Annotated in this window: 25 protein-coding genes; 12 read left to right on the top strand and 13 right to left on the bottom strand. The window is 63.3% G+C overall.

The genetic code is table 11. The features are described from left to right. Positions 1–230 precede the first annotated feature (230 nt). Positions 231–623, bottom strand: a complete 393-nt coding sequence (locus tag G6R19_RS08185) for a helix-turn-helix domain-containing protein (protein ID WP_163164030.1) — start codon at positions 621–623, stop codon at positions 231–233. A 481-nt stretch (positions 624–1,104) separates the two neighbouring features. Between G6R19_RS08185 and G6R19_RS08180 the strand changes: the two genes are divergently transcribed. The 3 genes from G6R19_RS08180 (at position 1,105) to G6R19_RS08170 (ending at position 3,894) form a co-directional block, all read left to right on the top strand. After that, complete coding sequence (locus G6R19_RS08180) at positions 1,105–1,368, top strand: hypothetical protein (RefSeq protein WP_163164029.1); 264 nt, start codon at positions 1,105–1,107, stop codon at positions 1,366–1,368. A 948-nt stretch (positions 1,369–2,316) separates the two neighbouring features. Beyond that, positions 2,317–2,562, top strand: coding sequence for a hypothetical protein (locus tag G6R19_RS20225; RefSeq protein WP_205484309.1), 246 nt, complete (start codon positions 2,317–2,319; stop codon positions 2,560–2,562). Between the two features lie 321 nt (positions 2,563–2,883). Further along, a complete protein-coding gene (locus G6R19_RS08170) occupies positions 2,884–3,894 on the top strand; it encodes an MsnO8 family LLM class oxidoreductase (protein ID WP_163164028.1) in 1,011 nt (336 codons plus the stop codon). Between the two features lie 382 nt (positions 3,895–4,276). On the opposite strand, the gene G6R19_RS08165 is transcribed toward G6R19_RS08170, so the two are convergent. From G6R19_RS08165 to G6R19_RS08145, 5 genes are all read right to left on the bottom strand, one after another. Next, a complete protein-coding gene (locus G6R19_RS08165; RefSeq protein WP_163164027.1) occupies positions 4,277–5,317 on the bottom strand; it encodes an AAA family ATPase in 1,041 nt (346 codons plus the stop codon). Positions 5,318–5,362: 45 nt separating this feature from the next. Next, complete coding sequence (locus G6R19_RS08160) at positions 5,363–6,130, bottom strand: SCO1664 family protein (protein WP_163164026.1); 768 nt, start codon at positions 6,128–6,130, stop codon at positions 5,363–5,365. Beyond that, positions 6,130–6,681: a DUF3090 domain-containing protein gene (locus tag G6R19_RS08155; RefSeq protein ID WP_163164025.1), complete on the bottom strand. Its 552-nt coding sequence runs from the start codon at positions 6,679–6,681 to the stop codon at positions 6,130–6,132. The genes G6R19_RS08160 and G6R19_RS08155 overlap by 1 nt, the downstream gene beginning before the upstream one ends. A 336-nt stretch (positions 6,682–7,017) precedes the next feature. Next, positions 7,018–8,184 (bottom strand): cytochrome P450, encoded by a 1,167-nt coding sequence (locus G6R19_RS08150; RefSeq protein WP_205484307.1) that lies wholly within the window; start codon positions 8,182–8,184, stop codon positions 7,018–7,020. 142 nt (positions 8,185–8,326) lie between these two features. Further along, positions 8,327–8,689, bottom strand: coding sequence for a UBP-type zinc finger domain-containing protein (locus G6R19_RS08145; RefSeq protein ID WP_163164024.1), 363 nt, complete (start codon positions 8,687–8,689; stop codon positions 8,327–8,329). A 246-nt stretch (positions 8,690–8,935) separates the two neighbouring features. Here G6R19_RS08145 and G6R19_RS08140 point away from each other — a divergent pair, with 246 nt between their 5' ends. From G6R19_RS08140 to G6R19_RS08105, 8 genes are all read left to right on the top strand, one after another. Continuing rightward, a complete protein-coding gene (locus tag G6R19_RS08140; RefSeq protein ID WP_163164023.1) occupies positions 8,936–10,702 on the top strand; it encodes an FAD-dependent oxidoreductase in 1,767 nt (588 codons plus the stop codon). Continuing rightward, complete coding sequence (locus tag G6R19_RS08135; RefSeq protein WP_240341797.1) at positions 10,683–11,531, top strand: hypothetical protein; 849 nt, start codon at positions 10,683–10,685, stop codon at positions 11,529–11,531. Before G6R19_RS08140 ends, G6R19_RS08135 begins: the two co-directional genes overlap by 20 nt. 51 nt (positions 11,532–11,582) lie before the next feature. Next, entirely contained in the window at positions 11,583–11,942 is a 360-nt protein-coding gene (locus tag G6R19_RS08130; RefSeq protein ID WP_163164022.1) for a hypothetical protein, read from the top strand. A 446-nt stretch (positions 11,943–12,388) separates the two neighbouring features. Next, the gene (locus tag G6R19_RS08125) at positions 12,389–13,966 is read left to right on the top strand and encodes a sugar ABC transporter ATP-binding protein (protein ID WP_163164021.1); all 1,578 of its coding nucleotides are present in this window, start codon (positions 12,389–12,391) and stop codon (positions 13,964–13,966) included. Further along, positions 13,963–15,000, top strand: coding sequence for an ABC transporter permease (locus G6R19_RS08120; RefSeq protein ID WP_163164020.1), 1,038 nt, complete (start codon positions 13,963–13,965; stop codon positions 14,998–15,000). The genes G6R19_RS08125 and G6R19_RS08120 overlap by 4 nt, the downstream gene beginning before the upstream one ends. Next, on the top strand, positions 14,997–16,106 hold the full coding sequence (locus tag G6R19_RS08115; RefSeq protein WP_163164019.1) for an ABC transporter permease: 1,110 nt from the start codon (positions 14,997–14,999) through the stop codon (positions 16,104–16,106). Before G6R19_RS08120 ends, G6R19_RS08115 begins: the two co-directional genes overlap by 4 nt. Continuing rightward, positions 16,106–17,329 (top strand): substrate-binding domain-containing protein, encoded by a 1,224-nt coding sequence (locus tag G6R19_RS08110; protein ID WP_163164018.1) that lies wholly within the window; start codon positions 16,106–16,108, stop codon positions 17,327–17,329. Before G6R19_RS08115 ends, G6R19_RS08110 begins: the two co-directional genes overlap by 1 nt. A 51-nt stretch (positions 17,330–17,380) precedes the next feature. Next, on the top strand, positions 17,381–18,229 hold the full coding sequence (locus G6R19_RS08105) for a sugar phosphate isomerase/epimerase family protein (protein WP_205484305.1): 849 nt from the start codon (positions 17,381–17,383) through the stop codon (positions 18,227–18,229). 1,048 nt (positions 18,230–19,277) lie between these two features. On the opposite strand, the gene G6R19_RS08100 is transcribed toward G6R19_RS08105, so the two are convergent. The 3 genes from G6R19_RS08100 to G6R19_RS08090 all read right to left on the bottom strand — a co-directional run bounded on the left by G6R19_RS08100 (position 19,278) and on the right by G6R19_RS08090 (position 20,830). Further along, complete coding sequence (locus G6R19_RS08100) at positions 19,278–19,676, bottom strand: nuclear transport factor 2 family protein (RefSeq protein ID WP_163164017.1); 399 nt, start codon at positions 19,674–19,676, stop codon at positions 19,278–19,280. Positions 19,677–19,739: 63 nt separating this feature from the next. Further along, positions 19,740–20,279 carry a cupin domain-containing protein gene (locus G6R19_RS08095; protein WP_205484303.1) on the bottom strand — a complete coding sequence of 180 codons (540 nt, stop codon included), beginning with the start codon at positions 20,277–20,279 and terminating at the stop codon, positions 19,740–19,742. A 71-nt stretch (positions 20,280–20,350) separates the two neighbouring features. Beyond that, complete coding sequence (locus G6R19_RS08090; RefSeq protein ID WP_240341796.1) at positions 20,351–20,830, bottom strand: DUF2087 domain-containing protein; 480 nt, start codon at positions 20,828–20,830, stop codon at positions 20,351–20,353. A gap of 238 nt (positions 20,831–21,068) precedes the next feature. Between G6R19_RS08090 and G6R19_RS08085 the strand changes: the two genes are divergently transcribed. Continuing rightward, positions 21,069–21,341 (top strand): hypothetical protein, encoded by a 273-nt coding sequence (locus G6R19_RS08085; RefSeq protein WP_163164015.1) that lies wholly within the window; start codon positions 21,069–21,071, stop codon positions 21,339–21,341. Positions 21,342–21,376: 35 nt separating this feature from the next. Here the strand turns inward: G6R19_RS08085 and G6R19_RS08080 are convergent, their stop codons facing one another. The 4 genes from G6R19_RS08080 to G6R19_RS08065 all read right to left on the bottom strand — a co-directional run bounded on the left by G6R19_RS08080 (position 21,377) and on the right by G6R19_RS08065 (position 23,850). Then, a complete protein-coding gene (locus G6R19_RS08080) occupies positions 21,377–22,249 on the bottom strand; it encodes an HNH endonuclease (protein WP_163164014.1) in 873 nt (290 codons plus the stop codon). Between the two features lie 55 nt (positions 22,250–22,304). Beyond that, positions 22,305–22,502 carry a hypothetical protein gene (locus tag G6R19_RS08075; RefSeq protein WP_163164013.1) on the bottom strand — a complete coding sequence of 66 codons (198 nt, stop codon included), beginning with the start codon at positions 22,500–22,502 and terminating at the stop codon, positions 22,305–22,307. Beyond that, positions 22,499–23,029 carry a hypothetical protein gene (locus G6R19_RS08070; protein WP_163164012.1) on the bottom strand — a complete coding sequence of 177 codons (531 nt, stop codon included), beginning with the start codon at positions 23,027–23,029 and terminating at the stop codon, positions 22,499–22,501. The genes G6R19_RS08075 and G6R19_RS08070 overlap by 4 nt, the downstream gene beginning before the upstream one ends. A 62-nt stretch (positions 23,030–23,091) precedes the next feature. Continuing rightward, entirely contained in the window at positions 23,092–23,850 is a 759-nt protein-coding gene (locus tag G6R19_RS08065; RefSeq protein ID WP_163164011.1) for a glucose 1-dehydrogenase, read from the bottom strand. Between the last annotated feature and the right edge of the window lie 66 nt (positions 23,851–23,916).

Here is a 23,916-nt window from a genome sequence, read left to right as displayed (position 1 = left end):
TCTCGGGGGCAGCTCGTCCAATGGGATGCGCCCATGCATCCCGAAACCGAGGCCGAGATCGATGCCGATTTCCTCGTGGTGGACGTACGCCACAACCCCGGTCACAACATGCCCTTCGTCGGGAACGCAGCTTCCGCGCGATTCCCCGACCCGGTCATCGGCTTGATCTGCGTCGACCCAGTCGTCGGTTTCATCTTCGCAGGACCAGTCATCCGTGCCATAACGTGCGCTCATTGCGCATCGCCGAACGAGATGTTGCTGCGGAACTCCTCAAGTGCCGCAGCGGCCTCTTCGTGCTCCAGTTGGCGCTCTCGCTGATACTTCGCGATCGCACGCATCGGAATACGCCGATGGCTTCCGACGCGGACATGCTCCACCGTGCCCGCATCGACAAGCTTCATCAGTGTGGGTCGAGACATGCTGAGCATGGTCGCGGCCTCGGTGCTGGTGAAGAGGTCCTTGGCGGGGAGCACAACGGCTCCGGTCGAGTGCTCGGCCTCGAGCAGTTCCAGCACTTTCTCAGCGCTCCGACGCGTCAGGTTGAGCGTCACCTTCACCTCATCCGGCGACGCGTCCAGCGCGTCACGCAGAGCTTGGATGTCAGCGGGAAGGATCTCCGACATATTGACCTCCAACTGAAACAAACGAAGCTAACTGAAATAACTGTAATCAAGTGCTGTAAGTGAAGTCAACCGGCGGAAGCGTGATTGACCCGCAAGGCAACACCTTGGCGCGAGCGAGCAGCGTGTCACACGGGCAGTCAGCCCGATTGGGGGTCGACCGCAGTTCCGACCCATAATCTCCATACCCCGCCCTCCGCTCACCTCGTTGGCGCTCTTGATGTTATGACCGCCTTTGAGTCCAAAGGCCGCGCCGCTGATGGCCCCGATGCCGATCAGGGCAAGCAAGACGAGAGGCAGGACCGTCGAACTTCTCCGAGGGGGGTAAAGGTGTTCACAACCTCGAATCGTAGTGTCATCTGGCAGGGCCTGCAGGGAAGCGGCTCATCAAAGTTGTGTGTCGTCGTGGTTGGTACTTCGGCGGTGTTGGGCGAGGCTTTTCGATGAGGGAAGGTCCTACGTTCGCCATCCGGAAGAAGTGAAAGTGGTAGAAGGTATCCGCCGGAAACTTGAGGGCGGATCCGGCCCCGGGATGGGGGATTGGGTGGCTGTACTTCAGGAAACCACTGCAAAGCACTTTGCGGCAGCATCGACCCAAGCCGGCCTCGCTGACATCATCCGCATGTTCCGTACGGCTGATGTAGAGGTGGCCCGTGTACGGCTCAGCACCCGTAGAAATGATGAATCGCACAACCGGCGGGTAGAGGCCGCAGATCTTGCCGAAGCGACCAAGTTGGCAATGAACTGACCCCTTCGGACACTGACTCAGGCAGCGGGATTTCTGGCAGATATGCCGTTGAGACACGTGACTGCAACATCATGGGACACGTTCGCCCGGGAGGCCACGGGTGTCCTACCGGGAAATGGATTGGTGACCATTGGGTTGTAAAATCCCAAACGGATCAGGTGCAGTCCAAATGACATCGAAAGCGACAGCCTTACATACTCGACCCCGACGGTAAGTGGCACTTGATGCGGCCCTTCGTCGTAGTACGGCATTGTCCCCAGTGCCGAACCATCTCAACTTTCCACATGGACGCAGTGACCAACGGGACAGTTCGCCTCAAGAGCATTGAGAACGGGCACACAGTCATGGATGAACAGGAACTGCCTGCTCTAAAGAAGGTTGGCTTGCTCTGAGATCCGGTAAGCAAGCAACCAAGGCAGGGGTTCGGGACACCATCCCGCATTGTGGCTTTGTTGCCCGGGCTGCCGCTGCCTGAGGCACATGCGCTCCAATAGGGACTATTCGGGAAGAATCTCGGTGTAAAAAGGACCAACTAGTTTGACTACGGGAAGACTCGACCGAGCCCATGGCCCCGCCTAAACGCATGGGAGGGGAATGGTCCTCGGGACCAAGTGGCCTGGCAATCTACACGTACTACTAATAACTTGAAAAGTTGTTAAATATCCTAAGAATGCCCCTCTCGAACTTCGAGTGGGGCATTCTTAGGACTGCTGGGATCCATAGTCTATGCCGCTGGCAAGCAACTTCAATTCGAGATCACGGCAATTTTCGGGCTGGCCCTCGCCGACGTGCTGGGATGGACCTCGACCAAAACCAGGCTCATGCTCTGGTATACGGGCTTACCAATGATCGCGTTAGCCAGGAGCAAATTGCGACCATGGCCAAGGACGTCGCGGAAACGTCTCCTGATGGAGTGGTGGGCGTTGGTCACAAATTGGAGAAGGAGTTGTGACCGGTGCCTCCGCTGTGGGATCAGGGGTAGCAAGCGCCGCCGCTGTCGTGTCCCGCCCGTTCCGTGCCGTGGACGTTGACGGCGACGGGATCCCAGACGAACCGCAGGCGCTTGCTGCAGTCAAGGGGCTCGGCGGTGCTCTGGCCGGTGCCACCGGCGCGGCGAGTGGAAAAGTTGCTGGCTTGTTCAAGTCACGGAAGCGAGACACGGCTGATGCGCCGGAGAGGGCATCTGAGGAATGAACCCAGAGGTATACAGTTGGCTGCGGCCATGGAGGCTGGCTTAATAGAAACCCCAACACAGGCGAGCACTGCCACAGCCTACTGACGCCTGCATTGCTTTTATGGTCGCAAGTTCCCTTCCAGAGGACATGGAGGAGCGCCAGGAGTACGACCACTTGGTGGCCTGGTCTCTAGAGAGGAGCAACGCATCGCCGGGAGAAGTCGTGATGACGCCTGAGCCCCGGGGAGCGGCCCTCGCCTTAGGTTGGACAGTGTCGGACCCGGATTCCGTACCCGCGTTTCGCAGCGGAATTCTTGCTCGCCCGGAGTGGTTCCAGCAGTATGGCCCTTCCCCTTCCCCGGATTTCTATTCTCGACCGTGCCAACGCCCGGGACGGGTTTCCTGATACGGACGCCCTGGACCGGGTGCTGGAACGGGCTCAGCGCGCCGAGAAATGGGGTTACCACCGCTTTTGGGTCGCAGAGCACCACGCGGTGCCAGGCATTGCCGGTTCCGTTCCGGCCGTGCTGATGGCCGCCCTTGCTGCCCGGACGCACTCCATCCGGGTCGGTTCAGGGGGCATCATGCTTCCCAACCACCAACCACTCGTGGTGGCCGAACAGGCGGCCACGCTGGAGGCTCTGCATCCCGGGCGGATCGACTTGGGCGTTGGTCGGTCTGTCGGTTTCACCCCGGCGGTCCGGAATGCGCTGCGTGCCGGGAAACAGGACGCGGAGCGGTTTGAAGACCAGTTGGCCCAGCTGCTTGCTTACCTGTCCGGTGCCGCGTCCATCACTGCCCGGCCGCGGAACGATTCGGCGACACCGGTATTCGTGCTGGCCACCGGTTCGGGAATCGATATTGCAGCCCGTGCCGGCCTGGCTGTGGTGCTGGGCGGGCCAGCCGTGTTCCGGACGGATCAGAACGGCACACTCCCGGCGCTGGAAAGGTATCGCTCGCAGTTCCGTCCATCACGCTGGTTCGAGGAGCCCTTTATCCTGGTTTCCGCCAACGTAGCAGTGGCCGCCACCTGCCAGGCGGCCAGGGAACTGCTTCTGCCCGAAGCCGTCGCGCTCGCCCGCTCCAGGACCACCGGCGAATTCGCTGCCTTGGCACCCGTTGGTCCAACGGAGTGGGCCGCGTTGACTCTTCGGGAAAAGGAAGCAGTCGAAGCGAGCTTGTGCACGTCGCTCTACGGCACGGCCTCCGAGGTGCGGTCCCAGGTTCAGCACCTGCTCGCGAACTCTGGAGCTGACGAGTTGCTCGTCACAGGCGGAGCCTTCGACGTCGCGGCACAGGAGGAATCCGATCGGACCCTGGCCGGGCTCTTCCCCCAAGGGGTAGTAGTTTAGGAACCCCCCCCTTCCTCTGGACTGGTCGAAACTACGCCGGTGATCCACTCCGCAAAGACCGCGTGGAGGTCGATGGGCGCCTCGGCTCGACGTGTGCGGTCGCCAAGGCGGTCTCCCGGGAACGGGCACAGATCAACTTCCAACTTGACTGGCTGCCTGACGCAGTTCGCAGACGAGCGCCCCCGCGGGACTCCGCCCATCCGTTGCTGAAAGTCCTTCCAAGTAGATCAACGCCTCACAGGTTTTCAGGCTAAGAAGCGCAAAAAACTGAGGCGGTCGACTTACGTTGACCGCCTCATTTGCGTTCCGGTTTATAAGGGCCGTGGACCTTTCTCTGCACTGGGCGGTAGGTGCATTTGCCCTCCAGCCGCAGTGGATCCGGTCAGGCCAGCCAGCGCCACCAGCGTGGCTGCTCCGGTTCCGGCGTCGGTTCCGGTTCCGGCTCCGGCTGCTCGCCCAAGGCCAGCGCGGCCTGGACGATGTCGTCCGCGGTGAGCATCATGACGGCCTCACGATCGAGCGCGTCGAGACTTTGTTCCTCGTTGAGCGACAGCCGCAGCGCCTGGCGGTTGAGCGCCTGCTCGAACAGCGTGCGGGCGAACCGTGCGTTGCCGGAGTCCTCGCCGGCGTGGAGCCCGGTGAAAATGCGGTGCAGCATCTGGTCGGCACCCGGCTCCAGCGTGTACTCGTGCTGGGCCAGCATCTGGTGGAAGATCGCCTGGAGTGCGTCGACGGAGTAGTCGGGGAACGTGATCTCGCGGGCGAACCGGGAGCGCAGTCCGGGGTTCGAGAGCAAGAAGGACTCCATCAGCCGCGGGTACCCGGCCACGATCACAACCAGGCGGTGGCGGTGGTCCTCCATCCGCTTGAGCAGGACTTCGATCGCCTCGGGACCGAAGTCCATCCTGCCGTCCTCCGGGGCCAGCGCGTAGGCCTCGTCGATGAACAGGACGCCATCCAGCGCACGCCGGATCACCCGGTCCGTCTTGATGGCGGTCGCGCCGACGTACTGCCCCACCAGTCCCGAACGGTCGACCTCGACCAGGTGGCCCTTCTGCAGCAGTCCGACCGCGCGGTACATCTCGGCCAGGAGCCGCGCCACGGTGGTCTTACCCGTGCCCGGGTTTCCGAGGAACACCAGATGCTGTGATGTGGCCACCTCCGGCAGGCCGTGCGCCTTGCGGCGGGCCTGGACCTGGAGCAGTGCCACGAGGCCACGCACCTGTTCCTTCACGGTCTCCAGTCCGACCAGCGCGTCAAGCTCGGCCCGCACCTCGGACAGCGGCCGGGCCGGCCCGGGCCTCACACCGATGAGATCGCCGACCAGGTCGTCGACGCGCTCCGAACCGGGCAGCTTAAGCTGATCGGCCAGATGGCCGATAGTTTCGCGCAGGTCGTCGAGCGGATTGCGGCCGGGAGCCATACATCCACTGTAGTACTCGATTCCCGCCCTGATGCAGATGGAGCCTCAGAACAGCGGCCAGGGCACCGCCGACATTTCACCGCTCGGAGCAGGGAACCGACCCACGTGGCGCAACCGGGCGCAGCGCACGGCGGCCGACGCAATTTCTTGGGCGGAGAGCAGGTCCGTCAGGCTTCGGCCCAGCTCACCGTCCAGCCCTTCGCTGACACGGTCGATGCCCTCAAGTTCCTCAACGGTCAGAGCGTCTCCCAGCCACCCCCACAGCACCGTGCGCAGCTTGGGGTCACGGTGAAAGGTGAGTCCATGGTCCACGCCGTGGCGGTGCCCGTCCGTCATGGCAAGGATGTGTGCGCCTTTGCGGTCGGCGTTGTTCACGACGACGTCGAACACCGCCATGCGTCTCAGTGCCGGCGTGTCCTCGTGGACGAGGGCGACCATCCGTCCTTCCTCATCCTGACCCTCAAGGACGTGTTTCCAACCACTTTCCGGGACGTCGTCCGTTGCCACAAGGTCCACCGCGTTCTGGCCGGGGTCTGTCTCCTGCCAGAGCTGCACCATTCCGATGCCGAACGGACCATCGCGCAACCAGGTTCGTGGCACCACGTTCCAGCCAAGGACCTCAGAGACCAGGTAGGCGGCAACCTCCCGGTGGGCAAGGAAGCCGTCGGGAAAGTCCCACAGCGGCTTCTCCCCGGCTATTGGTTTATAGACGACCGTCGTGTCACCGATGCTGCCCAGGAATGTAGCGTTCGACGCCGTCGTGATGCGGCCAGTGAGCGTCAGCTCGGCAGTCAGCAGGTCGGGCGCCGGCATCAGACCTCGGGAAGAGTGCAGACGTGTCCGTCTGGGTCCACCGGGTAACCGCAGAGTGGGCATGCGGGACGCCCGGCGCCGACAACCTCACGGGTGCGCTTGGCGAAGGCGCGCGCGGTACCGACCGGCATCCGCACCAACAGCATTTCGGGCACTTCAGCGCCGTCCTCCTCAAATGACCCGTCGTCTTCGGCATCAACGTCCGCGAGCGGGTATGCCTCGATGACCACCTGCGCCGTCGTCGGGTCCCAACCCAGGCTCAGGGCGCCGGTTCGAAACTGCTCCTGAACTGTCTCGAGCTGGTCATTGTCGACGAGTTCAATGGGGGTACCTGTGGGAACGCTGAAAGGGTTGCCCTCGAGGGTCATGAGCTGATCGAGGATTTCGTCAATTTTCTCGGCGAGTTGGGCCGACTGCTGCTTCTCCAGGGCGATGCTTACAATTTGCTGACCTGTGCGTACCTGCAGGTAGAACGTGCGCGATCCCGGAACGCCGATGGTTCCAACGACGACCCGATCGGGCCAGGCAAATTCATGAACACGTGTAGGCATAAGAGCATTTTAGGCACGGGCGCTTCGTGCCGCCTGATTGGTTGCAAGGGTGGCGAGGTCGCGAATTACTCGTTGGACCTCATGTTCCCGTCTTCTGGCAATGGAAGTCTGTTGTACTGCACGCGGCTTTACCAAGGGTTTCGTGGGCGGAGCAGGAACAGGAGCGTCCTCGATACGTGCATCCGTTGCTGTGGGCGGAATGCTGCTCATGTTCTTACGTCCCCCCGACGTGGATGTTTGCTGCCCTGTGGGGGACACTCTATGGAGCCCGGAGAACAAGACGGAAGGGTGTTTATCCACCTTTGGGATTTTTTGCGTCGATCTTGAGGTAGGCGGTCAGGCCCTCTGCCAACTTACCGGGAGCGCCTTCAGCCCATAGATGATGGTGCTTTGCATTCGTTCCAGGTGGGCTCCCTGATCCAGAGAAAGCCCGGGCAAACGGGACAGTAGGGCACCCAGCGCGATCCTTGCTTCGAGCCGGGCCAGCGGGGCGCCAAGGCAAAAGTGGATGCCGTGGCCGAACGCCAGATGCCGGTTCTGGCCGCGGTCCACGTCGAACTCCCCAGGCCGCTGGAACTGTCGCTCGTCGCGGTTCGCGGAGCCGATCCAAGCCACGATCGGTGCGCCGGCCGGAATCAGTTCGTCTCCCAAGACAGTCTCCGTGACCGTCACCCTGTACATGGACTGGACCGGCGATCGAAAGCGCAGCACTTCCTCGATGGCCTGGGGAAGCAGGGCGGGTTCCCTCAGCAGGCGGTCCATGGTGCCGGGGTACTCAGCCAGGCACAAAACCGCGTTGCCGATCAGATTGGTGGTGGTCTCATTGCCGGCGACGAGCAGTAGAGCGCAAAAACCGAGCAGCTCGGGCACCGTAAGTTTTTGGCCGTCAATCTCCGCTGCCAGCAGGGTGCTGATCAGGTCTTGGCCTGGCTGGCGCCTGCGTTGGTCGATCAGGGCCAGGAAGTACTCCGTCATCTCCATGTTTGTGCCGGAGTGGTTCTCACTGGTCGAATCGGTCCGCGTCTGGCTGACAATCACGTCGGACCACTGTTTGAAGCGCTCACGGTCCTCCGCGGGGATACCCATGAGTTCGGCGATCACTATGACCGGCAGCGGGTACGCCAATTCCTTGATCAGGTCTGCGCTGCCGCGGTCCGCGATTCCCTCCAAAAGTTCGTCAGTGAGCGCGCCGATACGGGGAGCCAGCGCGTCCACGGCTTTGGGCGTGAATGCCTGGGTCACCAGGGATCGTAGCTGCCGGTGCCTTGGGGGATCGGTGGCAATCAGGCTCGCGGCGAACAGTTGGCCGGTCCCCGATGCATCGTCCCCGGCCACGCGCGACGAAAATGTTGCATATTCGGACAGTGCCCGCTGGACGTCGTCGTATCGGAAGACGTGCCAACTTCCGGATTGTTCGTCGTAATGGACAGGGGCGGTTTCCCGCATTCGTTCGTAGTGGGGAAAGGGGTTGAGCTGATCTTCAGCGGACTGGATGAAGTCCACGGCTGGCCTCTCTGCTCGCCGGGAGCCCTATCGGCCGAACGGACACCGGGCCCGGGTCGAGTGAGCGTCGAGCCTTGATCTTAGCCAATGCCGGCTCCTGGGTCAGTAGCAGGCGGTAAAGCGGTTGGTTCTGGATCCGCAGTTACCGGTGAATGCGCTCTTGCCAGTCTGCCGGTACCTTGTCTGCGGGTGCAGGTGCGGGCTGCTCCGGCGGTCTGGACTGCGGATCCGGAAGCCGCGGGCCGCGGAAGAATTTCTTCGTGGTGTGTTCGTAGAACCAGTCCTCCCCAGGTTCAAAGGACCTCATGACGGGGTGACCGACGGTGCGGGCGTGGGCAGTGGCATGCTGCGAGGGTGATGAATCGCAGCAACCGATGTGGCCGCATTGGGCGCAGCGGCGAAGGTGTAGCCACCACCCCGGGCCGTCACCGCTGAGGCATTCCAGACACCCTGTTCCACTGGGTGCGGCGACGAGGCTGATTCCCGGAATAGGACGATTCTCCATGGCGTCCTCCATTTCCATCGCTCCGGTTCTGCTCTGGGGATCCCGGTTGCCCGCCGTCGGGAGCTATTCTGGCTGAATCTCCGCGCCCGAGGAATGACAGAATCGGAGGGACAACCGGCGGCGATGGGACTTCGCTCCCGGTGGCTAAGGAGCTTCCCGGAGGCAGCGGCACCCCTTGTCCCCATCGTCCCGGCGCGAGTATCGTGAGCGCCACCCAACCATTGAACCGGAGAGACGGCGGCAGCCATGGATCACTCGGTTCCGATCATGCTGATAGCTACCAGAGACTCAGCCTCTCGGCGCATCCTTGAAGACGAGTTACGTCGTCGCTACGGCGCCGACTACGAGGTGGTGGCCTGTGCCGACCACGCCCACGGGCGGGCGGTGCTTGAGGGGCTTCGGCGCTGGAACCGCCCGGTCGCCCTCATACTCGGATGCTACGGACCGGCTGACCGCGGTGGGCTCGATTTCCTCCGGCGTGCCTATGGCTTTCACCCGGCCGCCAAGCGTGGTGTTGTAGTGACATGGGGTGATTTCGCCAGCGCCCCCACTGTATTCCGGGCGATCGGACAGGGCTACGCCGAATTGGTGATCATCCGTCCCGAACGATCGCGCGACGAGGAATTCCATGGGGCGATTACCGACGCCCTCGACGACTGGCACCTGGCCCAGGGGCTTGGGTTCGAGGCGGTCCGGCTGATCGGGGAGGTAGGCGATGAAAGAACGCATACGCTGCGCGACTCCCTGAGCCGGAACCACATCCCGGTGGGTTTCTACCCTGCGGGGTCCGAACTGGCGGAACGGACGTTGGAGAGCGTGAACCTGCGCGACCCCGTGCTGCCGGTCCTGGTGCTGGAGTTCACGGCTCCACCAATTGTCCTCGAGAACCCCAGTGACCTGGAGATTGCCGAAGCAATGGGGGTGACGCGACCACCACCGGCGGACAAGATCTTCGATGTGGTGGTGGTGGGAGCCGGCCCCTCCGGTCTCGCGACCGCCGTATATGCCTCCTCCGAGGGCCTGTCCACCATGGTGGTGGAGGGAGAGGCTGTGGGAGGCCAGGCCGGAACCAGCTCGTTGATCCGCAACTACCCCGGCTTCTCCCGCGGTGTGAGCGGTGCCCATCTGGCCTACCGCTCATTTCACCAGGCCTGGACTTTGGGCACGGACTTCCTGTTCCTGCGGAAGGTGGAGGGGCTCGGTGTGGATGGAGCAGTGTACGCTGTGTCGATTTCCGATGGCACTGTCGTACGGTGCCGTGCAGTTGTAGTGGCCACCGGCGTGGACTACCGTCGCCTCGGCATTCCTCAACTGGAGGATCTGGTGGGCAGAGGCGTCTTCTACGGGGCTACAGTCTCCGAAGCGCCGTCGATGGCCGGAAAGCACGTCTGTGTGGTGGGTGGCGGCAACTCGGCCGGACAGGCGGTTCTGCACCTTGCGAAGTACGCGAAGAAGGTGACCCTGCTGGTGCGTGGACCCACACTTTCAGTCAGTATGTCGGAGTACCTCATCTCCCAACTTGAGGCTACCCGGAACATTGCGGTCCGCTACAGCACCATGATCGTGGGGGCCCGTGACCAGGACGGATTCCTTGCCGCCGTCAGGGTGTCCGCATCGGGTGCCGCCGATGCGACCCCGGGCGAGGAGATCGAAGCGGGCGGCTTGTTCGTGCTGATCGGTTCGGTGCCCCGGACGTCCTGGCTGCCCGACACCGTAGAGCGTGACCCAGCAGGCTTTTTGCTCACGGGCACCAGCCGGGATGCCAGTGACGCCGGGTCCGTCAGGACGGACAGGCCGGCATTGGCGCTGGAAACCAGCATGCCCGGCGTTTTCGCGATCGGCGACGTGCGGGCCGGTTCCATCAAAAGAGTGGCTACCGCAGTGGGGGACGGCGCCACGGTGGTCTCGATGCTTCACAGCTACCTGGCCGACAACCCCCTGCCTGTCCCGCCGCCTGACCCTGGAGAGGCAGCCGCACCAGAGGAGCAGCCCGGTGACGTCCGCTTCACCTGAGGCCACCCCCTTGATTCCACCGATGCGGTGGCTGCTCTACCTCGCTGCATTCCTGGTGTTCCTTGCCGGGCTGGTGCTGTTCGTGTTTCCGCTCCGGACTGCGGAATGGTTCGCGTGGACAGTCAATCCGCCCATGACCGCCGTCTTCCTCGGCGCAGCCTACTGGTCCGCCGCGGGCCTGGAGGTGGCGGGCGCCCGCTCAGCTAGTTGGGAATCAGCGAGGCTGGCTGTCTGGCCCGTGTTCGTCTTCACGGCATTGACCCTCGGAGTCACCCTGCTTCATCTGGACCGTTTCCATCTGTCGCCAGACACTTCCACCCTTGCCCTAGTAGCCACCTGGGCATGGCTGGCAATCTATGCGATCGTGCCCGTGGCAATGCTTGTCATCAGCTGGATACAGATCCGCTCCCGGCGTCCTGCCCCAAGGTCCGTAGTCGCGGGATGGCCGGTGCTGCCCCGTGCGTTGCGGCTGCTTCTGGTGGGAATCGCCGGGATACTGCTGTTGTACGGCGTGGCGCTCCTGGCAGTACCCATTCCCGCCGCGGCATGGTGGCCGTGGCCACTGTCCGAGCTCACAGCCAGGGCGGTCGGAGCATGGCTGGTCGGTCTTGGGTGGGCGGCCGCGCAGGGCCAGATGAGCGGTGACCTTCGCACCGTCCGCCCCGTGGCCCTGACCTCCGTTGCCTTCGTCATTCTGCAGGGGCTTGCCCTGCTACGGCATGGCGACGCCCTGGCTTGGCCGAGCCAACCGGCGATCGGCTTCGTATCCGTACTCCTTGCCATTGGAGTGGCCGGCGGATGGGCGCTCGCGCTTTCCTTTCACCGGTAGCGCGGGCCGGAATTACGTGAGCGGCCTTCCAGTCCCCACTATGCTCTAAGCATGGCGGTTCGAGATTCTCCGGGAAATACGACCAAGGCCGTCCATCGGGACCTTGGTCAACGCCGTGGCTGGATTTTGACGATCGCTGTGGGATTCGCCGTCCAGATCCTTAGTGTCGTTATCGGCTTGAAGACAGTGGGGCCGCTGTGTGGCAGCCCGCTGCTTCCGCAAAGCCGTGCAGCTGAAATGGCTGACCTGCAGCTGCGGACTACCGAACTGGCGGCAGAGTGCTATCGGAACATCGATTCCGCTTCGGTTCCTGTTTGGTTCCTCATGGCGTTGGGAATCGGCCTTGTCCTGACGGGAGTGGCCGTCAGGATCGTCGCTATCCGCAGGTCTATTGATCCCACCCGGAGCTGACAGAAGCCATCACCTGGGGATTTTCCCGGGCCGCCGCCGCCGGCGTCGACTCGTGCTCTGTCCTGTTAGAGGCCGGACACGGCGCCATGCTCTGTGCGGACGGCTACTGCCGGCCACGACAGGAGGGGGAGCCGATGCCACCAGTGAGGACCCGTTCCGACGGCGGCGCAACCTCAGGATGGCAAATACCGTCAAACCAATCCAGGCGAAAGCGGCACCGATAATGAGGATCACCGCCGGAATCGAATCCATGGCCAATTTTAGGGACAGGGCCGGGTGAATGGCCGTCAGGATTCCCAAGGGTTACTAACACGTGACTGCAGCGGTACTGCCGTTACCCGTTCATGACCTCAATACAACTGACGGATCGCGCCCTGTAGTAGTAAGCAATCATTTTCCTTGACGGAACGGAATCGCCCCTGTAACAGTTAGGCGTGGGCGGATCGATGGAGAACCACGAACGGACTGGTGCGGCGTCGATCCCCGATGGGCGCCCTCGTGGTTCGGCGGCCCCGCCGCCGCTCCTGGAAGTCCGTGGACTGACCAAAAGTTTCTTCGGCATACCCGTGCTGGAAGACGCCCACCTTACGCTTTACCGGAGCCAGGTCCACGGGCTCGTGGGCGAAAACGGGGCCGGGAAGTCCACCCTGATGAAAGTGCTCGCGGGGGTTTACCAGCCGGACTCGGGAAGAGTGCTTTTGGACGGCGAGGAAGTCAGCTTCAGCCACCCCACGAAGGCCCACGAAGCCGGGCTGTCATCGGTATTCCAGGAGTTCAATCTGCTTCCCGACCGGACGGTGGCCGAGAACATCTACCTTGGCCGGGAGCCCCGCCGCGGAGTCTTGGTGAACAAGGCGCTGATGAACGCGAAGACGGCGGAGCTGCTTGAGTCGCTCGGGATCACCGCCATCCGGCCCACCGCGCAGGTGCGGACCCTGACGGTAGCTGAGCAGCAGGTAGTGGAGATTGCGAAGGCGGTCAGCTATGACGCGCGGATCGTTTCCATGGACGAACCCACCGCCGCACTGGCCGGCGCCGAAGTTGAGCTCCTCTACCAGATCGTGTCCCGCCTCCGGGAACGAGGAACGGCCATCCTCTATGTCTCCCACCGGCTTCGGGAGCTCTTTGACCTGTGCGACGTCATCACCGTCCTGAAGGACGGCCGCGTGGTCAGCACCGGCCCCGCCTCGGAACTCGACGATACACGGCTCGTCCGGTTGATGGTGGGCCGGCCCATTTCTGCATTCTTCCCGGACAAACTGCCAAGGACGGACAGCGGTGCCGACGTACCCGCAATTCCCATCCTGCAACTGGAAGGGGCAGGAAACGGCCAGCTGGACGGGATCAGCTTCAACGTTCAGCCGGGTGAGATTGTGGGACTTGCCGGCCTCCAGGGCTCCGGCCGGACTGAGCTGCTGCACGCCATTTTCGGCGCCGCCCCCTTTACCCGGGGCACCATGAAGGTGGAAGGCCGGGAAGTCCTGCCCAAGTCGCCCCGGGAGGGGGTCCGGGCGCGGATGGCCCTCATCACGGAAGACCGCAAGGCTGAGGGGCTGAGCCTGAACCAGTCCATCCTGAACAACGCACTGACCGTGATCAGGTCGGTTTTCCCGCGCCGCGCAGGGGCGGCCCGAACCGAGATCCCGGGCGTGTTTTCCTCCCTGGAAGTCGTGGCCCGGGACCTGGACCAGGAGGTGCAGTACCTCTCCGGCGGGAACCAGCAGAAAGTGGTCCTCGCGAAGTGGCTGGCCATCCGCCCCCGCCTGGTCCTGCTGGATGAACCTACCCGCGGCATCGACGTGGGAGCCAAAGTGGCGGTGTACCGGCTGATGCGCAAGCTGGCTGCCGAAGGCAAAGCCATCCTGATGGTCTCCAGCGAATTGCCTGAGGTCATCGGCATGTCGGACCGGATCCTGGTCATGCGCGACGGGCGCCTGGCCGGCGAACTTCCGGCCGGAACGTCCGAGGAAGCCGTCCTGCAGCTGGGGACGGGCGCCAGGACCGCACCTGGAGGGGGAACATGAAAAAACGGGGCAGCTTCATCGACCGCCTGTCCTCCACCCAGATCGTCTACCTGGTGGCGCTGCTGACCCTGATCGTTGGTGCCGTTCTCGTCAGCACCATCGGGCGGAATTTCTTCAGCCAGGGCAATATCTCCAGCGTCCTGACCGGAACCAGCGTCCTTGGTTTCATCGCGATCGGACAGACGCTGGTCATCCTGGCCGGCAGCCTGGACCTCTCTGTCCCCTATGTTGCCAGCCTGGCCAGCCTTATTGCTGCCGGAGTGATGGCCAACAACCCGGGCAACGTCCTGCCCGGGGTCCTGCTCACGCTGGCCGCCGCGGCCATCATCGGCCTGGCGAACGGGCTGATCGTGGCCCGCCTCAATGTGCACGGGTTCATCGCCACGTTGGGCATGGGCCTGATCATCAGCGGGTACCTCGCCACCAATTTCAAGGGCAGCTCCGGGCAGACCCCGCTCTCGTTCCGGCTGATCGGGGCGACCGGCCTGGGACCAGTTCCCATCTCGACAATTATTATGCTGGCCTGTGCGGGCCTGGCCATGCTGCTCCTCCACCGCACCCGGATGGGCCACCACCTCTACGCCGTCGGCGGTGACATTTCCGTGGCCCGCACCTCTGGAATCCGCATCGATTTGCCTGTCATCACCGCCCACGTGATCTGTTCCCTGCTGGCAGGAATGGCTGGGCTGCTCCTCGCCAGCCGGTTGGGTGTGGGCAGCCCGACGGTAGGATCCCAGGGCGGCTACGACCTGCTCTCCATCGCCGCCGTGGTCCTCGGCGGCACCCTGCTTGCCGGCGGCAAAGGAACCATCACCGGAACCCTGGGTGGCGTCCTCATCTTCGCCATGCTGGACAACATCATGTCCGTTATGCAGATCAACCCCTTCCTCAAGGACGTAGTCAGGGGCGTGGTGATCGTCGTCGCAGTCGCGGTGTATGCCCGCCGCAGGATCGTCAACAGACCGGAGCGGTTCAGTTCGAAGGGCTCCGCGGAAGCACCTGCCGCGCAGGCTGCACCGGTGGAGGGGCCATGAGCACCGTAACCTCCGGGCGCAGCGCGGTCCTCCGGCAAAACCGGGCCAGCCGTTCCCAGCGGCTCCTGCGGGCTTTGCGGACCCCCGGCGGCGCCGTTTTCATCCTGTTGATCGGCCTCCTGGCGGCCATCATCGCCCTGAACCCCTCCTTCGGGGAGCCGGGCTCCTTCATCCGGTTTATCGGCAGGACAGCTCCGATCGCCATCGCCGCCGTCGGCCAGTACTTCGTCATTGTGGGCGGCGAATTCGACTTGTCCATGGGATCAGTGGTGACCATGCAGGTCATCGTTGCCGGCAACCTCATCCGGCAGGACGATTCCAGGGTGATCCCGGTCCTGATCCTTATGTTTGTGCTCGGCGCCTTCATCGGGCTGGTGAACGGACTGATCACAACGCTGCTGAAGGTGCCCAGCTTCATTGTGACGCTGGGCATGATGCTGGCCCTGCTCGGGCTGGTCCTCTACTGGACCGGCGGCGCGGCCCAGGGAAACCCGGCGGACAGCTTCCGCCGGATAGGGCGGGGCGGAATCCAGGACGTCCCGGTCCTGGACATCATTCCCTACCCGGTGATTATCCTGACGGCGGTGGCCATCCTGGCGGTCGTTCTGATGCGCCGCCCTTTTGGCCGCATGCTCATCGCCGTCGGTGACAACCCGAGGGCTGCTGAACTGTCCGGCTCCCGCGTCTGGTGGGTGCGGACGCGGGCGTTCATCATCTCGTCACTGTCGGCCACCGTGGCAGGCATCCTGCTCGTGGGCTATGCCGGAGTCCACCCGTCGGTGGGGCGCGGTTACGAGTTCACGGCGATCACCGCCGTCGTCCTCGGTGGCGTGGTGCTGGGAGGCGGACGCGGCTGGGTCCTGTCTGCGGCAGCAGGCGCGTTTGCCCTCGAGGCGCTGTTCACCCTCCTGAACTTCATGGGCGTCCAGGCCACGTGGCGGGACACGGTCCAGGGCGTCATCATCATTATCGCTGTGGCAGCAGCGTCCAAATCATGGCAGCGAAAACGCAAGGGAGCCACATCCGCTGCCCATGACGAACGGCACCGGCTAAGCGCAGCACCCATGCCCCGCGAGGGCACCGAACAAGGAGGAGATCGAGTCTGATGCGCAAACACTCTATCCGCGCTGTCGCGCTTGGGGCGGCGTTGCCGCTGGTGGTGCTGACCGCCTGTACCACCACGGATCCGTCGGTTACCGAAACGACGGCGCCGGGTACGGGCTCGCCCGCGGCAACCACTCCGGCGAGCCAGGACTGGTTTGACCAGAAGCTGTACGATGACCAGTTTGAGCAACGCTCAGCGACCTTCGAAGGGAACGCGGAGCAGCCGTACCTGCAGTACATTGCCGGTGACATGACGGACACCGCGAAGTTCGCCTCAACGGGGGCAAAGAAGGTCTGCTTCGCCAACGCGTCCATCTCGAACCCGTGGCGCCAGACCGGCTGGATCACCATGAACCAGCAGCTCAAGGTCCTGCAGGACTCGGGGGTCATCTCCGAGATGGAAACCCGGGACGCCAAGGACAACGACAACACGCAGATCGCGGACATTGACTACTTCATCGACGAGGGAAACTGCGATGCGTTCGTCATCTCGCCCAACTCGACGGCGGCCCTGACCCAGGCCGTGGAACGCGCCTGCGAGACCGGCAAGCCGGTGGTTGTTTTTGACCGCGGAGTGGAAACGGACTGCGCCACCACGTTCATCCACCCGATCGGCGGCTTTGCCTGGGGCATTGACACCGCCACGTTCCTGACCGACAAGCTGCAGTCCGGTGACAAGGTGGTGGCCCTCCGCATCCTTCCCGGCGTGGACGTGCTGGAACACCGCTGGGCGGCGGCGAAGAAGATTTTTGAGGAGAAGGGAATCGAGGCCAAGGACTACTTCACCGGGGCGGATCCCACCGAGATCAAGAAAATCATTTCCGATGAACTGGCCACCGGCGACGTCAGGGGTGTGTGGATGGACGCCGGGGACGGTGCTGTGGCTGCCCTTGAGGCTTTTGAGGATGCCGGCAAGGACCTTCCGGTGATGACCGGTGAGGATGAAATGAGCTTCCTGACCAAGTGGAAGGAAACCGGCATCGATGCCATGGCCCCTGTCTACTCCAACTTCCAGTGGCGGACCCCGCTGCTGGCCGTGGAAAAAATCTTCAAAGGTGAGCAAGTCCCGGCCGAATGGATCCTCCCGCAGAAGCCCATCCTCGCGGACGAGCTGGATTCCTGGCTGGAGCGCAACCAGGGGATGCCCGGCGGCCACTACGCCAAGTTCGGCGGAGAAGACCTCCCCGGCTACCCGCAGGTTTGGCAGCAGCGGCAGATACCCTGACACTGTCCCGTTGCGGGCAGCGAGGAAGGGAGTGGCATTGGAGGGAGCGGCGTGAAGCGTTCCATCGGGATCAGCACCTGGGTCTGGGAGTCTCCCCTGACCGATGCCAACCTGGGCGGACACTTGGCGAGGATCGCCGCCCTGGGGTTTGACGCCGTCGAACTCCCGCTGGAGAACCCCGGGGACTTCAGCGCCGCCGCGGTGCGCGAAGCCCTGGAGTCCACGGGGCTGACGCCGTTTCTTGTCGGTGCCATGGCGCCGGGGCGGGACCTCGTGTCCGCGGCCCCGGCGTCCGTGGAGAGGACGCAGGCCTACCTGATGGCCTGCATCAGCATGGCGGACAGTATCGGTTCGCCCACTGTGTGCGGTCCCTTCTACGCCCAAACGGGGCGGGTCTGGCGGTTGTCGGCGGGGCAGCGGCGGGAGGCCTACGCCGAGCTGCGCCAAAATCTGCAACCCGTGGCGGCGCGGGCACGGGAAGCGGGTGTAGTCCTGGGCATCGAACCGCTGAATCGGTATGAAACGTCCCTGATCAACACTGTGGACCAGGCGCTCGAGGCCCTGGAGCCGTTGCTTGGCGAGGGCATCGGCCTTGCCCTGGACAGCTACCACCTTCACATCGAGGAGCGTTCGCTCGCTGCCGCGGTTCGGGCGGCCGGAGAACACGTGGTGCACGTGCAGGTCTCCGGGAATGACCGCGGCGCCCCGGGCGGGGACCAGACCGACTGGGAAGGCCTACTGCTGGCCTTGGACGAGGTGGGCTACAGCGGACCGTTGAACATTGAAAGCTTCACTGCGGATAATGCCGCGATTGCCGTTGCGGCTTCCATCTGGCGGCCGCTGGCCCCGAGCCAGGACGAGTTGGCCGCCAGAGGCTTGGCTTTCCTGCGCGGCCTGTAGGCGGTAGCGCCTCCGCCTGTAGGCGGTAGCGCCTCCGCCTGGGGCAGCGGCAGGATCAGCCCGGGGATGCACTGAAGGTCACCCGGTCCCGCTCACACGCACACCGCCAACCGCCCCCGTCCACGGTGTATCGCCCGGGCTGGGTAGGAACAGATGCGCGAAAACGTACCCCTGTTGAAGTGCGATGACCTGCGACGTGGCCCCGGCGCAGTCCAGCTCGAGCTCCACCGGCCGAAAGGGTGCCCCGGGATGCTCCTGTCCAACGAAGACCTTCGCGCCTGCTGCACCAACACAGGCCGCAGTGACTGTGTACTGTCCGGCCGCGGGCACCTTCTCAAAGGAGCCAAAGCCCCTCGCGGGTCCGTCCAGTGGCCCCACATCGGAGAGGAGGACTGGTCCCGGTGATGATGTCCTGAGGAGCCGCTCCAGCTCAGCGTAGTTCCTGGCCTCCTGCTCCAGTACCTGCCTGCTTTTGTATGGGGGGAGGGACGCTGTTGCTGGCGCGGGGTCAGCTGTTGCGGTGTTCACGGGCTCGGGCTCCGGGTAGTCATAGGAGCACCCCGTCATACCGCCAAGAGGGATTAGCAGGCACAGCGCAAACGCAACCAGGTGGCGCCTGTCCTTCATTCCCACCTTTCAATGGTGGGCAACGTTGCCGTTCAATACAACAGCCGTGTCTCACCGCGTACAAGTCTTTCGGCCCGCCAGAGAGGCCTTTTAGGGTGACGGGGCAGCAGCCGGGCAACCTCTGCTGGCGAGCTGGGAGCGTGCATTAGACCCTTCTATTGCCGTGGCCTGAAGGCCAATATTGGAACCATAGGGCGCTGCGATTCAGATCGGAGTTGGCCATGATCCAGGCTCTGCTGTGCAAGTTCAATCTCCGTCACCATTGGCACGTTGAACATGCCGAAGACGGGGGCCTGTATAAACGCTGTCTGCGCTGCGGCAAGGATGGCGACGGCGGGGACGGCGCCAATAACGGCTGGGCGCTGACAAGATGGTGGTGAGCGCCGCCTTCATGGCCCTGTTCCGCGACTATTCACCGCCTTTAGCCAGTAACGGTGTCGCCGTGGCGGTGTGCGACTTTCCACTCGCCGTCTTCGCGGCGGTAGATCTGGGTGGCCCGCAGGACGTAGCTGCGCGGCTCGCCGTCCACCGAGGCCGAGGTGTGTTCGAGGCCGGCGGTATATGCCATGTCACCGTCGACGCCGTAGGCCAGCAACTCGAATTCGTACGACGTGCAGTTTGAGAACTGGCGGGCAAGGCCGGTGAACAACTCGTCGAGCTCCTGCTGGCCGAAGGCGTTGCGCCAGGCACCGAGGACACTCACCGGTTCATTGCCGGACCAAATTGCCCGGCGTGGACCGGCGTCGCCATTGTGGATGGCCAGTTCCGCGTTATACAGCGCCGTCCTCACCCACGCCAGAAAATCATCAGGGTCTGCCATGTCTCAGTATGCTCCTGCCATCGCAGCCGTTGCGAGGGGTAGGGCCTCGGGTGTAGAGCCCCGTCAGCTGTCAGCAATTCCCGGCATGCCGTCCATTTCCAACGGCCTGGCCAGATCGAACCGCTCCACCAAAACTGGAAGTGAGTCGAAGTCCATTTGCAGCCCGTACTTCACATTGGCTTCTGCCATGGCGCCAAGATCCGGGGGACCGTCCTCGGGGAAACACCTGCTGATCTCCTGAAAGTACCGTTCGAAACCCGCGGGTGAGATGATTTCCAGAACCTGCGCCGGTTCGTCGCCGGCATTCCAGAAGGTATGCCACTGGTTCCTGGGCTTCCGAACAACCTCACCGCTGCCGGCGTAAAAGACCTCCTCACCCAGGAGGAAACCAATGCGCCCCTTGGTAACAACGGTGAACTCATCCTCGCGGCTGTGCATGTGGAGAGGTGCCGCAAGCTCTCTCGGAGCCAACAAATGTTCGACAACCGAGAAGTTGTCCGCTGTTGATTCTGCCCCGAGGACAGTGCGTGCAGTCATGGCCTGATCGAAGCGGATCAGGATTCCCTCGTCCTCACCGACAGGTCCGTAGTTACTGGGATTCATGGCGCCTATGTTCCACCTGGCGGCACTCGAAGACAAGGGATAGCTGCCGGGTCATACGCGCGCTGGGACGGCTAACGCAGTTTACGGGAGTAGGACGAGCCCGAGGCAGTCCGCTCCAACAGTCCGAAGTCCACCATGTAGCGGCGCAGCATCACAACGTCCTCGGTGTAACTGAGGAGCCGTTCATTAACCTGCTTCTCGGTAAGGTGTTCGCCGGGCTCGATCGCTTCGCTGACGATCCAAGCCAGCAACTCCCGCCGCTCCGACATGTTGGCTGGATACCTTTCGATCCTGCCCAGGCGCATAAAACGCTCCACTCCGCTCTGCGGCTGGCGCCGCGGTTGCTGAGCCAGAAGGTCCCGGAAGATCGATTCAGGTGCCACCAGTTCGTCCGCAGCATTCCGTTCGATGAGGCCAGACTCAAGCAGGCTAACCACCGCCCGGTTTCGCCGCTGATCCTGGGCCCCGGCAAGCACCTCGGGAAGCTCTGCTCCGAGCACAATCTGTGCGTAGGCCGTTCGGGCGTCGCTGTTGGCGAGGGCCGCAACCACTCGCCGCCAATGGGGCCCGCTAAACCTCGTCCCTCCGGCCACAGCATTTCCTCACTCTGCGTCTGCTCCCACCTCCGCTGATCACGGTGCTGAAATCGTAGTCCTGATGCCGGTGCTACGGAACCGCGGGCGGCCGGCCTCCAGGTCTTCGGCAGGGTCTGGATCACCATGGGTAGCGGGTCTACATTGGTTCTGGGCTGTGCAGTAGGCCAACCCACCACTAATCCAGGAGGCGACGATGAGCCCCAACCCAAAACAACCCATAACCGATGACAGCATCCAAGTCCGCCAAGTCAACCATTACCAGTTCAGCTGGGTGGCCGGAGAAGCGGCGAAACCTGGCACCTGGACCCTCCAGTTGGTCCTTGACCAAGGCGCATGGGAAGAAGTACTCACGCTTGACGCGGAGGACGCCGAGGTTCTCCAAAACCTCTTGAAGCGTTCGGCAACGGTGTACTACGACGTGCGGCGCCGGACCCTGATGTTCGGGACCACACCAGCCGGACAGTAATTGGCGCCGCCGTCCTTTTCGGTCCTGCCGGCATTTCAGTCCTGGCGCCCTTCAAGGATCCGCCGCGCATCTTCCTGGGCCTCAAGGGCCAGCTCGCTCACCACCTCGCCCGTCATATGGCCGGCGGCGGAAATGATGCTCCGGAGTTCCGAGACTGTTCGCGGCGACGCCACGCCGCGATGTGCCATGGCGTGGCAGTTGGGGCATAACGGTATGAGGTCAGCAACCGGGTCCAGTTGGTACCCGTCCCCGAGCATTACTGGCGGCACGACGTGGTGCACGTCAATGAAACCGGTGCCAATATCACCGTAGGAGGCCTCGAACGAGAAACCGCACGCAGCGCAGGACGTTCCATGGAAGGCCAGGCACACGCGCCGTGCGTCAGGGTTCCGCTCGTAGCGGTTTACCTCGACAGTACTGACAGCGTGCGGTGGGTATGTTCCCGAAACCAGCTGCATAGGCTTCACCGCCGACGGTCCGTGGTCCCGCCACAGCTGGCGAAGATCCTGTTCCGCCTCAGGCGGAACGGCCAGACTTGAGCGGCCTTGTGCGTCACCCCAGTGAATCGGAGGGACGGCTGCGCTGAGGGCGTCGGGTCGTATTTGCTCGCCAAGGGGGAGAAGGGCATCGAAAGCGACGCTGACATAGCAATCAGGTGCATCAGCCTCCCCGGAAGCAACGGACTCATACGGTTCGGAGAGCACCACCCCATGGCCGATCAGGCCGGCGCACGCGTCAGTGCCTCCCTGCAGCAGGAGCCAAGCCTCAGTTCCCGTCAGGATGTTCCGGTTGTCGCGGACGCTCCAGCGCCGCAGGAACCGGCCGGACTCCGCAACCTGCTCGACGGCGGCGCGGTAGTCCCAGCCGTTCCGCCGGTTGGGGTTCCATCCCAGAATTACTGCAGCCACCACTCACCTGTTCCAGCCCACGCCGGATCGCGTCCCTTAGCTTGAATGACGGGACCTAGATGGGTTCCTTGGCGAGCGCCTTGGTCCTGGCCGGTGTTTCGCGTCCCAGGCGCTGATCCAGCGTGACACGCAGCCTGGCGGCTGCTACTTGGACGCGATGCTCAGCCGGGGAAGTCTTCTTTTGGGCCGGTTTGGCAGGCGAACTGCTACGGGGAGTAGGGACGAAGCGGTGTTCAGATGACGCTGCGCTCATTCTCCAACCACCTTAATCTTGTCCTCATCCGTCGTTTCATTGTCGCCCATGTCGGCACGTGAGTCCACGAAGGCAAACTTCTGGTCCGAAAGGCTTTCCTGCGGGTTGTCCTCGGCATTGTCATCACCCCAGACGTTCTTCCAGGCAATGTCGAACAATTCGAGTTCCTCGGTCCGTGCCAAGTCGCTGCGGGCCAGAACTTCAAGAGTCGCCAGCCCCAACGCCTTCGTACCCTCATCTTCGTCCAAAGCCCGGTCCAGCGCCCATTGGGTGCGGCGCCACCATTCGGCACGGCTGTCCGCTTCAGTCTTCTGCCGTAGCGCCTGGGCGTCCGCTTCCCGCTTCTGGTCCAACGCCGTCTTGTCCGCCGCGGTGCGTTGCTTGAGCGTGCGCCAGTTGATGTAAAACGCCAGCAAGGCTGCGACGAGAACCGCCAACGGCCCAAGGCCGGCGAGGATGACCCACCAGTCGGCCGGCCCCGAATGAATTATGACGTCGAGCGGAGTGGGGGACGGAGCGGGAGTCACCCCACCAGCCTATGTGGCGGCAAGCCCACCGAGAGCATGCCACGGGGAGTAGGCGTAAATCGTCAGACGGCGGTGTAACCTCCGTCGACCAGGTAGTAGCCGCCTGTCATAAAGGACGCTTCTTCTGACAGCAGGAAGCAAACGAGGTGGGAGACTTCCTCCGCGGTACCTAGGCGGTTGAGGGCGTGTTTGCCCTCCAGGACCTGCAGGACCTCAGGGTTGAGACTGCTTTCGACGAGCGGTGTCCGGATGTAGCCGGGGCCGACGGAATTGATCCGCAGTCCCTGCGGGCCGTACTCGGCTGCAGCATTCTTGGTGATCCCCACGACGCCGTGTTTGGCAGCGGTGTAGGCACCGTTGCCGAGGGCAGCGACTGTGCCGTGGATGGAGGCCATGTTCACAATCGAGCATCCCGCTGCGCCGGCCTCAAGCATGCGGGGGATCTGGTAACGCATCCCGTACAGGACGCCATTGAGATTGATGCCAATGACCTTGTCCCATTCGTCGAGGTCCGTTTCACCGGCTGGTGCCTGCTTGCCGCCAATGCCGGCGTTGTTCACCGCCAAGTGCAATGCCCCGTATGTATCCACGGCGTGGCGGACGACCATTTCGGCGTCCTGCTTGCTGGCAGTATCCTGCCTTACCGCCGAGGCGGTTCCGCCCCGGTGGGATATTTCCTGGCCAACACGTTGCGCCGCCTCAAGGTTGATATCAGTGACAACGACGCTGGCCCCTTTGGCAGCCAACTCCTTGCTGATTGCTTCGCCGATGCCGGACCCGCCTCCGGTGACAATGGCGACTTTGCCCGTGAACTGTGCCATATTGACTTCCTCTCAGTCGCCGCGGCATCCGCCGCAATTCCGATGGTTGCAGGCTGTGATCCACGC

Source organism: Arthrobacter sp. Alg241-R88, assembly GCF_900537115.1.
GTDB lineage: Bacteria > Actinomycetota > Actinomycetes > Actinomycetales > Micrococcaceae > Arthrobacter.
This window is presented reverse-complemented; position numbering and strand designations above follow the sequence as displayed.